Annotated in this window: 13 protein-coding genes; 5 read left to right on the top strand and 8 right to left on the bottom strand. The window is 73.1% G+C overall.

The window, feature by feature from the left end; genetic code table 11:
- Positions 1-72: 72 nt before the first annotated feature.
- From ACZ4UB_RS28320 to ACZ4UB_RS28290, 7 genes are all read right to left on the bottom strand, one after another.
- The gene (locus tag ACZ4UB_RS28320) at positions 73-420 is read right to left on the bottom strand and encodes a DUF3099 domain-containing protein (RefSeq protein ID WP_468074512.1); all 348 of its coding nucleotides are present in this window, start codon (positions 418-420) and stop codon (positions 73-75) included.
- A 70-nt stretch (positions 421-490) separates the two neighbouring features.
- Entirely contained in the window at positions 491-781 is a 291-nt protein-coding gene (locus ACZ4UB_RS28315; RefSeq protein ID WP_330331710.1) for a DUF1416 domain-containing protein, read from the bottom strand.
- A 57-nt stretch (positions 782-838) separates the two neighbouring features.
- Complete coding sequence (locus tag ACZ4UB_RS28310) at positions 839-1,684, bottom strand: sulfurtransferase (RefSeq protein WP_468074384.1); 846 nt, start codon at positions 1,682-1,684, stop codon at positions 839-841.
- A gap of 201 nt (positions 1,685-1,885) precedes the next feature.
- On the bottom strand, positions 1,886-1,969 hold the full coding sequence (locus ACZ4UB_RS28305; protein WP_351046484.1) for an Ms5788A family Cys-rich leader peptide: 84 nt from the start codon (positions 1,967-1,969) through the stop codon (positions 1,886-1,888).
- Between the two features lie 172 nt (positions 1,970-2,141).
- Positions 2,142-2,843: an LmeA family phospholipid-binding protein gene (locus tag ACZ4UB_RS28300; protein ID WP_468074382.1), complete on the bottom strand. Its 702-nt coding sequence runs from the start codon at positions 2,841-2,843 to the stop codon at positions 2,142-2,144.
- 64 nt (positions 2,844-2,907) lie between these two features.
- Positions 2,908-4,560: a hypothetical protein gene (locus ACZ4UB_RS28295; RefSeq protein ID WP_468074380.1), complete on the bottom strand. Its 1,653-nt coding sequence runs from the start codon at positions 4,558-4,560 to the stop codon at positions 2,908-2,910.
- 4 nt (positions 4,561-4,564) lie between these two features.
- Entirely contained in the window at positions 4,565-4,819 is a 255-nt protein-coding gene (locus tag ACZ4UB_RS28290) for a MoaD/ThiS family protein (RefSeq protein WP_354381173.1), read from the bottom strand.
- 458 nt (positions 4,820-5,277) lie between these two features.
- On the opposite strand from ACZ4UB_RS28290, the gene ACZ4UB_RS28285 reads away from it, so the two are divergent.
- From ACZ4UB_RS28285 to ACZ4UB_RS28265, 5 genes are all read left to right on the top strand, one after another.
- Positions 5,278-6,093: a response regulator transcription factor gene (locus ACZ4UB_RS28285; RefSeq protein ID WP_354381172.1), complete on the top strand. Its 816-nt coding sequence runs from the start codon at positions 5,278-5,280 to the stop codon at positions 6,091-6,093.
- Positions 6,094-6,117: 24 nt separating this feature from the next.
- Positions 6,118-7,140, top strand: coding sequence for a LacI family DNA-binding transcriptional regulator (locus ACZ4UB_RS28280; RefSeq protein ID WP_354381171.1), 1,023 nt, complete (start codon positions 6,118-6,120; stop codon positions 7,138-7,140).
- Positions 7,141-7,273: 133 nt separating this feature from the next.
- Positions 7,274-8,497, top strand: a complete 1,224-nt coding sequence (locus ACZ4UB_RS28275; protein WP_468074378.1) for a S1C family serine protease — start codon at positions 7,274-7,276, stop codon at positions 8,495-8,497.
- A 72-nt stretch (positions 8,498-8,569) separates the two neighbouring features.
- Complete coding sequence (locus ACZ4UB_RS28270; RefSeq protein WP_468074376.1) at positions 8,570-9,313, top strand: response regulator transcription factor; 744 nt, start codon at positions 8,570-8,572, stop codon at positions 9,311-9,313.
- The gene (locus tag ACZ4UB_RS28265) at positions 9,310-10,797 is read left to right on the top strand and encodes a sensor histidine kinase (RefSeq protein ID WP_468074374.1); all 1,488 of its coding nucleotides are present in this window, start codon (positions 9,310-9,312) and stop codon (positions 10,795-10,797) included. Before ACZ4UB_RS28270 ends, ACZ4UB_RS28265 begins: the two co-directional genes overlap by 4 nt.
- Here the strand turns inward: ACZ4UB_RS28265 and ACZ4UB_RS28260 are convergent.
- Positions 10,771-11,673 (bottom strand): phosphatidylinositol-specific phospholipase C, encoded by a 903-nt coding sequence (locus tag ACZ4UB_RS28260; protein WP_468074372.1) that lies wholly within the window; start codon positions 11,671-11,673, stop codon positions 10,771-10,773. The genes ACZ4UB_RS28265 and ACZ4UB_RS28260 overlap by 27 nt on opposite strands.
- Positions 11,674-11,896 lie beyond the last annotated feature (223 nt).

The following is an 11,896-nucleotide window of genomic DNA, read 5'->3' as shown; positions in this document are numbered from 1 at the left end:
GGGTGAAGTTGTACGCACTGTTATTACGGTTCGATAGCGAGGAATCAATCATTCCGCCATGGATCGACCGTTTCAGTCGTCCCGCGGGTCCTCGCGGCGCCGCTTCCCGTCCAGCTCGTCCCACCACTCGTCGGACTTCGGGTCCCCGGAGGGGTCGTCCCACCAGCGGTCGTCCGGGCCGCGCCGGTTCGCCGCCATCGCCGCGACCGGCGGGATCAACATGGCGACCACGCACAGCGCCACGGCCGCCGGCACCGACAGGAGGCGCACCCACGACCAGGCCGAGACGAACAGGAACAGGCACCCGCCCATGAGCAGGAAATAGCCGCGCCGACGCCGGGCGTACATGCCCCCAGGATAGAACCGGATCCGGACGGCGCGAAGGTCGCGGACGGCACGAAGGGCCGCACCCCGTTCCAGTGGCGTCCAACCCCCGGGGGTGCGGCCCTTCGGCCGGTCATGCGGCGCGCTCGGCGCGCGCCCGCGGTGCTCAGACCGCGATGGCCACGTCCGTCACGCCACCGGTCTCGGCGACGACGACCGTGCGGTCCGCCTTGGCGCCCGGGACCAGCGCCCGCAGGGTCCAGGTGCCTTCGGCGGCGTAGAAGCGGAACTGGCCGGTCGCCGAGGTCGGGACCTCGGCCGTGAACTCACCGGTCGAGTCCAGCAGGCGGACGTAGCCGGACACCGGCTCGCCGCCCTGGGTGATCTGGCCCTGGATGGCCGTCTCGCCCGGCTTGAGCGTGTCGAGGGAGGGCCCGCCGATCTGTGCTCCACACATGTTCTCTGTCCTGTCCTAGAGAGGTCGTACGCGCGTCCTGCTACAGGCCGTACGGGATTACTTGTTGGCGCCCAGCTCGATCGGTACGCCGACCAGCGAGCCGTACTCGGTCCACGAGCCGTCGTAGTTCTTGACGTTCTCCTGGCCCAGCAGCTCGTGCAGCACGAACCAGGTGAGCGCGGAGCGCTCACCGATGCGGCAGTACGCGATGGTGTCCTTCGCCAGGTCGACCTGCTCGGCCTCGTAGAGGGCCGTCAGCTCCTCGTCCGACTTGAAGGTGCCGTCGTCGTTGGCGTTCTTCGACCACGGGATGTTGCGGGCGCTCGGCACGTGGCCGGGGCGCTGCGACTGCTCCTGCGGGAGGTGCGCCGGGGCGAGCAGCTTGCCGCTGAACTCGTCGGGCGAGCGCACGTCGACCAGGTTCTTCGCACCGATCGCGGCCACGACGTCGTCGCGGAAGGCGCGGATGGAGGAGTCCTGGGGCTTGGCCTTGTACTCGGTGGCCGGACGCCGCGGGACCTCGGAGCCGTCGACCAGGTCGCGGGAGTCCAGCTCCCACTTCTTGCGGCCGCCGTCGAGCAGGCGGACGTCCTGGTGGCCGTAGAGCTTGAAGTACCAGTAGGCGTAGGACGCGAACCAGTTGTTGTTGCCGCCGTAGAGGACGACCGTGTCGCCGTTGGCGATGCCCTTGGCCGAGAGGAGCTTCTCGAAGCCCTCCTGGTCCACGAAGTCGCGGCGCACCGGGTCCTGGAGGTCGCGCTGCCAGTCGATGCGGACGGCGTTCGTGATGTGGTTCTTGTCGTAGGCGGACGTGTCCTCGTCCACCTCGACGACGACGACGTTCGCGTCGTTCAGGTGGGCCTCGACCCAGTCGGCGTCTACGAGGACGTCGCTGCGGCTCATGGTGTTCTCCTCCGGGGCAGTGTGCGGCGGGGCGGTGCGGGTACTGCGGGCTGCTGCGGTGGCGCTGCTCCGGCCGGTTCGATGACCGTTCGGCGTGCACCCGGGTGCGCTCGGACGTCCCGCGCGGGGAGGCGAGGGGGCGGGAGGCGGGTGGGGTCACGCTCGCGAGGCCGTCGTGCGGCCGAAAGGGGAGCGGGTCGCTCAGAAAGGGCGACAGAGCATGGCGGCGACGCGACACAGGTCTACTGCCCGTCGCTTCGTGAGGTCCGCCTGCTGATGCTTCATAGCCATGGATCGTAGGGACGAATCGGCCGCCCTGTCACCGGCGTGTCATATGTCGAGACAGGATCGTCCGCATACTGGGATCCGTGCCTCCCGCAGCCCCACGGGAAGGGGCCCGGAACCCCTCGGAGCAGCGCGGAAGGTCCGATCCGCCTAAGGATCGGACCTTCCCGTCTCACGATCCGGCCAACACCACGTTCGAGCCGTCCACCGTGAGGTGCACGCCGCTCTCGTCGGAGGTCAGCGCGGACAGTTTCAGCCCCGCCGGCAGACCGCCGTCGAGCCGGCGGTCGAAGTCGGTCCGCTTGCGCACGAGGGACTCGACCCCGGGCAGGCCCTCGCCCGGCACCTCGTCGGCGCGCACCCGCACCGTCGTCCCGTCGACCAGGCTGATCGTGGAGACCACGCTGCGCGTGAGGGACTTGCCCAGCGCCTCGACGGTCGCGGTCACCTTCACCTTGCCCGGGGCGCCGCCGTAGGTCACGGTGACCCCGTTCTGCGAGGCCTCGGTGAGGTCGGCGTAGGTGAGGAGCGCGGAGCCGTCGGCGCGCGCCGCCTTGCCGCTGGTGTAGCCGCTGTCCAGCTTCACGTCGTGGAAGCGGGCGTCGAGCTGGGATATCCGGACCTTGCGGCCGTCGGGGCCCGGGGCCTGGACCCCGCGCATCGTCACGTCGACCTGCTCCAGCCGGTAGTCCAGCACCTGGGTCAGGAACGGGAAGCCGTGGATGTCCACGCTGCTCTCCCCGGCGAGGCCCCGCCCCGCCTGGACCTTCCTGGCCAGCTCGTCCTCCGCGTAGCCGACCGCTAGCCGGTCGGCCCCCACGAAGATCCCGCCCAGCAGTACGCCGAGGATCACGATCACCTTCAGGAAACGCACGTTCCACTCCCCCTACTTCTCGGTACGTGCGTTCTAGTTGACCATGCCCGCAATCCGCCGGGCGTCAGCCGACCACCCGCCCGATCAGGTAGACCGCGGGCGCGGCGGCGGCCAGCGGCAGCGCGACGCCGGCCGTCATGTGGACGAACTTGGACGGGTAGTCGTAAGCCGCCACGCGCAGCCCGACGAGCGCGCAGACACCGGCGGCCAGGCCGAGCAGCGCCCCGCCGACACCGACGTCGGTCAGCCCGCCGACCGCGATGCCGGCGCCGGCCGCGGCGGCCAGCGAGACCACCACGGAGGGCGTCGTGGGCAGCGGCAGGGCCCGCGCGAACACGGCCACCGCGACGGCGGCCGCACCGACGCTGACCGCGGCCGGGTCGGCGGCCAGGTACCCGGCGCAGACGATCGCGAGGGCGGCCGAGGCCACCGAGGCCATCAGCCCGTACATCCGCTCGTCCGGGTCGGCGTGGCTGCGCAGCTGGAGCACCAGGGTCAGCAGCACCCACGCGCCCAGCGTCCCGATGATCGCGCCCGGCCCGTACGGACGCCCCAGCGCGAGCACGGCGACGTCCGCGGCCACCGCTCCGGCGAAGGCCAGGGCGATGCCCTGACGGGCCGGCCACATGCCGTTGAGCCGGAACCAGCCCGCGGCGGTGAGCGCCTGCAGCGCGATGAGCGGGGCCACCAGGGCGAACGAGCCGCCGAAGGCGGCGCCGGCCAGCAGCAGCCCGAGCGCGGCGGTCAGCACGGCCGACTGCGGACCGGGATCGATGATCGGCGAGCGCCCCTCGGCGCGGGCCTGCGCGGGATCCACGACGCGGGTGCTGCCGCCGAGGGTGGGCGGCGAGTACTCCGCGGCCGGACCGGCCGGCGGCGCGGGGGCCTCGGCGGGCGCCGGGGCCGGCGGCTCCTGCGCGTCGCCGGGATAGGGCGGCAGGTACGCGGTGCGCTCCGCCGCCGCCTCGACCCCGGCGGCGTGGGCGCCCCGGGACCAGTCCGCGCCCGCGTCCACGGACGGCGACTCGGACTGCGCCCCGTCGCGGAACCATGCCTGCGGCGCCATCGGCTCGGCGGCGGGCGCCGGGGCCGGGACGTACGGCTGCCGCTGGTGGTCGCCGAGGTGGCCCTCCTCGCGGTAGGGCGGCAGGTACGCCGTCTCCGCGGCCGCGTGCGCCCCGGGCGCCGCCGGCTCCTCGCGGTAGGGCGGCAGGTAGGCCGTCTCCGCGGCCGCGGCCGCACCGGAGCCGTCCGGCCACGGGACGCCCGGGACGCCCGGGACGCCCCCCTGGAGGCCGCTCCGGGCGCCATCGTGGGACCAGTCCGCCACCGGGGCCGGGTCGGGCGCGCGGTGCTGCCCCCGGCGCTGCGGCTGCTGGGGCTGCTGGTGCTCGTACGGCTGCTGGGGTTGCTGGTGCTCGTACGGCTGCTGGGGTTGCTGGGGCTGCGGCTGGTACGCCTGCTGGGCCGGGTCCGGGTACGAGGGCTGCGCCTCGTCGCGGAACCAGCCCTCCGGGGCCACCGGCTGCTGCGGCTGGCCCCAGGACTGGCCCGGGACGCCTTCCAGCGGCGCGGGGGCCGGGGCGGGCGGCTGCACCGGCTGGTAACTGGTGTCCCAGGTCTCCGACTGCCAGGTCTGGGTCCCGTACGGATCCGCGAAGGGATCCTGCTGCTGCGGTTGCTCGGGCCGCTGTTCGTCCGGCGTGGGCGTGGTCATCGGATCACCCGCCCGCGAACGGCGGCAGCACCTCTACGGTGCCGCCTTCGGTCAGCTCGACGGACTCGTGCGGGCGCAGGCCCACGGGCTTCTCGTCCACCAGGAAGGAGCACCGCTGCAGCACCCGGCTCAGTTCCCCGGGGTGGCGTTCCCGCACGGCGTCGAGCGCCTCGGCCAGGGTCCGCGCCGAGTACGCCTCCTCCGCCGTCTTGGCCGCGGACTTGGCCGCGGCCCAGTAGCGGATGGTTCCGGTTGCCACTGCAGCTCCTATCGTCGGCTCCGTACCGTCGGGCTCCATGATGGCCCCTACCGGCCCCGACCCCGGCGTGCCTCCGCGCGCCCCGCATGCGCCCGGGTGGCCCGACGAGGGTCCACCGATCCGGTGAAACCGGGCGCAACCTGCACCGGAAGGTGGCGGGGACCACAGAATCCGGGTCCGCCGAAGCCTCGGCCCGCACGGCGCCGGTGGGCTATTCTGGCTTCGCAGAGGATCCGGGCAACGTAGCCCCCGGGTCCTTTTGTGCTTTCAGCACGTTGAACAGAGCGAGAACAGTGGCGGCCACGGGTCCTCAGGGCGCGGGGAGCGGGGCCGCCGACAAGAGCCGTACGAAGCAGTGCCGCATGTCCTCGACGGGACCGAGGAGGAACCGACGTGATGGCCGAGCGAACCGTGCACCACCGGCGAAACCGCCAGACCCCCGTACGGGGGTGGCGACGATGAGTTCACTGCTGCTGCTGACCAACGCCCTGCAGCCGTCCACCGAGGTGCTGCCCGCCCTCGGGCTGCTCCTGCACAGCGTCCGGGTGGCCCCCGCGGAGGGCCCCGCCCTCGTGGACACCCCGGGAGCCGACGTCATCCTCGTCGACGGCCGCCGCGACCTGCCGCAGGTGCGCTCGCTGTGCCAGCTGCTGCGTTCCACCGGACCGGGCTGCCCGCTGATCCTCGTCGTCACCGAGGGCGGCCTCGCCGCCGTCACCGCCGACTGGGGCATCGACGACGTCCTCCTCGACACCGCGGGCCCCGCCGAGGTCGAGGCGCGGCTGCGGCTGGCCACCGGCCGCCAGCAGCTCGGCTCCGACGACTCCCCGATGGAGATCCGCAACGGCGACCTGTCGGTCGACGAGGCGACGTACTCCGCCAAGCTCAAGGGCCGGGTCCTCGACCTGACCTTCAAGGAGTTCGAGCTGCTCAAGTACCTCGCGCAGCACCCGGGCCGGGTCTTCACCCGCGCCCAGCTGCTGCAGGAGGTCTGGGGCTACGACTACTTCGGCGGCACCCGGACGGTCGACGTCCACGTCCGGCGCCTGCGGGCCAAGCTCGGCCCCGAGCACGAGTCGCTCATCGGCACCGTCCGCAACGTCGGCTACCGCTTCGTGACCCCCGAGAAGGTCGAACGGGCGGCCGAGGAGGCCCGGCAGAAGGCGGTCACCCAGGCCGCCGCCGGCGTGGTCGCCGAAGCCGACCGGGCCGTCACCCGGATGGCCGACACCGCCCCGCACACCCGCTCGCCCGGCCGCCCTGCCCACAGCTAGGTCACCCCGCGTAGACTCCACCGCGTGGCCAAGGTGACGCGGGACGATGTGGCACGACTTGCGGGAACCTCTACCGCGGTCGTGAGCTACGTCATCAACAACGGACCCCGGCCGGTCGCCCCGGCCACGCGCGAGCGTGTCCTCGCCGCGATCAAGGAGCTGGGCTACCGCCCGGACCGGGTCGCCCAGGCGATGGCCTCGCGGCGCACCGACCTCATAGGCATGATCGTCCCCGACGCCCGGCAGCCGTTCTTCGCGGAGATGGCGCACGCGGTCGAGCAGGCCGCGGCCGAGCGCGGAAAGATGGTCCTGGTCGGCAACTCCGACTACCGGGACGAGCGCGAGGTGCACTACCTGCGCGCCTTCCTGGGCATGCGGGTGTCCGGGCTGATCCTGGTCAGCCAGGGCATGAGCGAGCGCGCCGCCTCCGAGATCGAGGCCTGGGACGCGCGGGTCGTGCTGCTGCACGAGCGCCCCGAGGCGATCGACGACGTCGCCGTGGTCACCGACGACATCGGCGGCGCCCAGCTCGCCACCCGCCACCTGCTGGAGCACGGCCACGCGTACGTCGCCTGCATCGGCGGCGTCGAGAACACCCCGTCCGTCGGCGACCCGGTCGCCGACCACGTCGAGGGCTGGCGGCGCGCCATGCTGGAGGCGGGCCGCTCGGTCGAGGGCCGGCTCTTCGAGGCCCCGTACAACCGCTACGACGCCTACCGGGTCGCCCTGGAGGTCCTCGCCGGACCCCAGCGCCCCCCGGCGATCTTCTGCGCCACCGACGACCAGGCCATCGGGGTGCTGCGGGCCGCCCGCGAGCTGCGCATCGACGTGCCCGAGGAGCTGGCCGTCGCGGGCTTCGACGACGTGAAGGAAGCCGGGCTGACGGACCCGCCGCTGACCACCGTCGCCTCGGACCGCCCGGCGATGGCCCGCGCCGCCGTCGACCTCGTCCTGGACGACGGGCTGCGCGTCGCGGGCTCGCGGCGCGAGCGGCTCAAGCAGTTCCCCTCGGCCCTGGTGATCCGCCGCTCCTGCGGCTGCCGCTGACGCTCCCACGGCGGGCGGGGACCCGAGCCCCATGCGGGCGGGGACCGAGCCTTATATCGGGCATACACGGTTCTGTCGGGCTTCTCAGCGGGGACTCAGGAAGCTCTCATGATCCCGGCCCAGAGTCGTACCCATGACCGACAGCTTCCGCCGCGAAGGCGACCCGCAGGAGAACCGCCCCCACCAGGACGCGCCCTTCGGCGGGGCCTGGCAGCAGGGGCAGGACCGATCGGCGCACGACGCCCAGGGCGGCGGCGCCTACCCCCCGCCGCCGCTCCACCCCCCGACCGCCCCGACCGCCCACGCGGCCCCGGCCCCCGGTTGGTTCGAGGCGCACCAGCACCAGCCCCAGCCCCCGGTGGCCGACGGTTTCCACGGCGCGCCGGCCCCGGCCGGCGGGCACGCCCGCCCCCGGCGCCCATTCGCCCTGCTCACCGCGGTCGCCCTCGCGGCGGCGATCATCGGCGGCGGTACCTCCGCGGGGATCCAGCAGTACCTCGGCCACCGCGCCGGCGGCGACGGCGCCGTGAACGGCTCCAACGTCTCGCAGTCCAACATCGGCACCGTCTCCGGCGTCGCCGAACAGGTCAGCCCCTCCGTCGTCCGCATCGACACGACGACCGCCGCGGGCCAGGGCACCGGCTCCGGCGTCGTCGTCACCGCCGACGGCGAGATCGTCACGAACAACCACGTCGTCAACGGGGCCACCGAGGTCCAGGTGACCATGAGCGACGGGAAGAAGTACAAGGCCAAGGTGGTCGGCACCGACCCCGACAAGGACCTCGCCCTGATCAAGCTGGAGGGCGCGAGCGGCCTCAAGCCGGCCAAGCTCGGCAACTCCGACAACGTCAAGGTGGGCGACCAGGTCGTCGCGATCGGCTCCCCCGACCGCCTCACCGGCACCGTCACCAGCGGCATCGTCTCGGCCCTGAACCGCGAGGTGAACGTGCCCAAGTCGGAGCAGCGGTCCCCGCAGCGCCAGCAGCAGGGCGGCAACGGCGGCAGCGGCGGCTGGCCGTTCTCCTACGACGGCCGCCAGTTCAACGGCCAGACCGGCCAGGACACTACCTCGTACAAGGCCATCCAGACGGACGCCTCGCTCAACCCCGGCAACTCCGGCGGCGCGCTCGTCAACATGAACGGCGAGATCGTCGGCATGCCCTCCGCGATCTACTCCCCCTCCAGCGACAGCTCCGGCGCGGGCAGCGTCGGCCTCGGCTTCGCCATCCCGGTCAACACCATCAAGGCCGACCTGGCCTCCCTGCGCAAGGGCGGCCCCGGCGGCACGGGAAGCGGCGACAGCGCCAACGGCTCGGGCGGCAGCGACGTCGGAAACGGCTTCGGCACCTCCTACTGACCACGGCCCGCGCCGGGCTCCGTGGCAGGCTGGAGCCGGCGTCAGACCGAACCGAGACGGGGGAACCCAACGATGAATCCCGCTGAAAGCGAAGCGCGCGTACTCGTCGTGGACGACGAACCGGCCGTCCGCGAGGCCCTGCGCCGCAGCCTCGCCTTCGAGGGATACGGCACCGAGACCGCCGTCGACGGGCTCGACGCCCTGGAGAAGGCCGCCGGGTACGCCCCGGACCTGATCGTCCTGGACATCCAGATGCCCCGGATGGACGGTCTGACGGCGGCCCGGCGGCTGCGCGCCGCCGGCTCCGTCACCCCGATCCTGATGCTGACCGCCCGCGACACCGTCGGCGACCGGGTCACCGGCCTCGACGCGGGCGCCGACGACTACCTCGTCAAGCCCTTCGAGCTCGACGAGCTCTTCGCCCGGGTCCGCGCCCTGCTGCGCCGCAGCTCCTACGCGTCCCCCGCGGACCCCTCGGGCGCCGCCGAGGACGTACTGACCTTCGGCGACCTGCGCATGGACCTGGCCACCCGCGAGGTGACCCGGGCCGGGCGCGCCGTCGAGCTGACCCGGACCGAGTTCACCCTGCTGGAGATGTTCCTCGCGCACCCGCGCCAGGTCCTCACCCGCGAGCAGATCCTCAAGGCCGTCTGGGGCTTCGACTTCGAACCCAGCTCCAACTCCCTGGACGTGTACGTGATGTACCTGCGCCGCAAGACCGAAGCGGGCGGCGAACCGCGCCTCGTGCACACCGTCCGCGGAGTCGGGTACGTCCTGCGCGCCACCGTCTCCGGTGACAGCGGCGGGCCCGAGTGAGCCCGGCCGCCAGATTCCGCGGCCTGCCGCTGCGCTCGCGGCTGGCCCTGCTCGTCGCCGTCGCCGTGGCCCTGGCCGTGGCGGCGGTCGCGGGCGTGTCCTGGGTGATGGTCCGCACCCAGCTCACCGACCAGCTCAACCGCTCGCTGATGTCCACCAACGCCACCGCCCAGGCGGGCCGCAGCCTGCGCGAGGGCTGCGTGGTCCAACCCTCGCGGCCCGAGCAGGAGATCGCCGGGAACCTGAACGCGACCGTGCAGATCCTCGACGCCAACGGCCGCCACTGTTGGGTCAGCGGCCGCACCACCCTGCCGGTGACCAAGATCGACCGGGAGGTCGCCGCGGGCGAGCGGACCACCGTCCTGCACGATGTGACCACCACCGACGGCATCGAGATGCGCGTCTACACGATGGGCGTGACCAGCCAGCCCAGCGGCCAGATCTTCGCGATCTCCATCGCCAAGCCGCTCTCCGACGTCGACAAGCCGCTGTCCACCCTGGCCTGGGTGCTGCTGCTCGTCTCCGGCGTCGGTGTGGTCGGCGCGGGCGCGGCCGGCCTGTGGGTGGCCCGTACCGGCCTGCGGCCCGTCGACGAACTCACCGGCGCCGTCGAGCACATCGCCCGCACCGAGGACCTCACCGTGCGCATCCCCGACGCCGGGGACGACGAGATCGCCCGGCTCTCGCGCTCCTTCAACTCGATGACCAGCGCCCTGGCCTCCTCCCGGGACCGCCAGGCCCAGCTGATCGCCGACGCGGGCCACGAGCTGCGCACCCCGCTCACCTCGCTCCGTACGAACATCGAGCTGCTCGCCCGCAGCGAGGACACCGGCCGGCCCATCCCGCCGCAGGACCGCAAGGAGCTGCTCGCCTCGGTCAAGGCCCAGATGACCGAGCTGGCCTCGCTCATCGGCGACCTCCAGGAGCTGTCCCGGCCGGACGCCGCCTCACCGGGCCCGCTCCAGGTCGTCGCCCTGCACGAGATCGCGGGCAGCGCCCTGTCGCGCGCCCGGCTGCGCGGCCCCGAGCTGACCTTCACCGCCGATCTGGAGCCCTGGTACGTCCGCGGCGAGGCGCCCGCCCTGGAGCGGGCCCTGGTCAACATCCTGGACAACGCCGTGAAGTTCAGCCCGCCCGGCGGCGCGGTCGAGGTCGCGCTGCGGTCGGGCGTCCTGACCGTGCGGGACCACGGGCCGGGCATCCCCGCCGAGGACCTCCCGCACGTCTTCGACCGGTTCTGGCGCTCCCCCTCCGCCCGCGCACTGCCCGGCAGCGGGCTGGGCCTGTCCATCGTGGCGCGCACGGTCCAGCGCACGGGCGGCACCGCCGAACTGCGTGCGGCCCCCGACGGCGGGCCGGGGGCCGAGGCGGTGCTGCGCTTCCCGGGCGCCTCGACCCCGCCGCCGCGGCTGCCCGCGGACGACGGCGGGCAGGGGGCCCCGTACCGCCCGGACGGGTCAGGCGGGGTTGTGGCGGATCAGTGAGGCGACCAGGCCGGAGCGGGTGTTGGGGAAGTCCATCGGGACGATCCCCAGCCCGGTCCGGCCGGCCAGCTCCCCGCCGTCCACGAAGGAGTGCACCTGCGGGTTGAGCCGGTCGGAGTTCCAGCGCGGCGGCAGGGCCGCGGCGGTGCTCGTGTAGTTCATGAAGAACTTGCCGGGCTGCTGGACGGACTTGCGGAACTGGGCCTCGATCTTGGTCCGCTTGCCGAAGGGCTCGGCCATGTAGTCGTCCTGGACGTCGAAGACCGAACCGTCGCCGTAGCGCAGGCCCGGCAGCCCGCCGTTGTCGGCGAGCAGGACCACCTTGCCGCGGGCCTGGCCGAGCGAGCCCGGCAGCGCGTCGGCGATCCGGAAGAGCGGGCGCCAGCCGCGGTGGTCGAGGTAGTCGTCGAAGACGGCCCGGAAGGTCGCGTCGCTCTCTTCCGAGTACTCCTGCTTGACCCGCATCAGCACGGTCTCGCTCGGGTGCGCGGCCAGGAAGTTCCAGCAGGCCACCAGGACGTCGCCGAACATCAGGTTCTGGAAGTAGGCCGCGTGGTGGATGGCGAAGGAGCCCCCGGTGACCCGGCAGCGCACGTCGAGGAAGCGGATCCCGGAGTCGAGCTGCTCGGCTATCGAGGTGTTCTGGCAGGCCACGTACAGCCCGCCCTGGCGGGCACCGGAGTCGTGGGTGCCCGGGATCGTCATCCGCTGGAGCGGGGTGGCGTCGGGGACCCCGGCCATCCAGTCCTGCGTGCCGAGCGCCGTCGCCCCCGCCGGGACCGCCGCGGCGACGAGTCCGCTCGCCGCCGCGCCCACGGCCACCGCCCCGGCCAGGAAGCCCCGTCGACCGATTCCCCGTACGTCGCCCATGCTCATGCCCGCCCCTTCGCCGACCCAGTGGTGGCCCGGATTATGACCTGCGGAGCCGAGCATTACTACCCACGGGTAGGACCCAATGGGCCCGCGCACGCACGAGGGGCGGGGGGGGGAAAAACACCCCCCCCCCCCCCCCCCCCCCCCCCCCCCCCAACCCCCCCCCCCCCCCCCCTTTGCCCCGCCCACCCCCCTCCCCCCCCTCTAACACTTTCTCTCCCTTCCC

This window comes from Streptomyces sp. NPDC028419, assembly GCF_055565515.1.
Note: the sequence above shows the minus strand (reverse complement) of the source record. Positions and strands in the feature narration are given on the sequence as shown.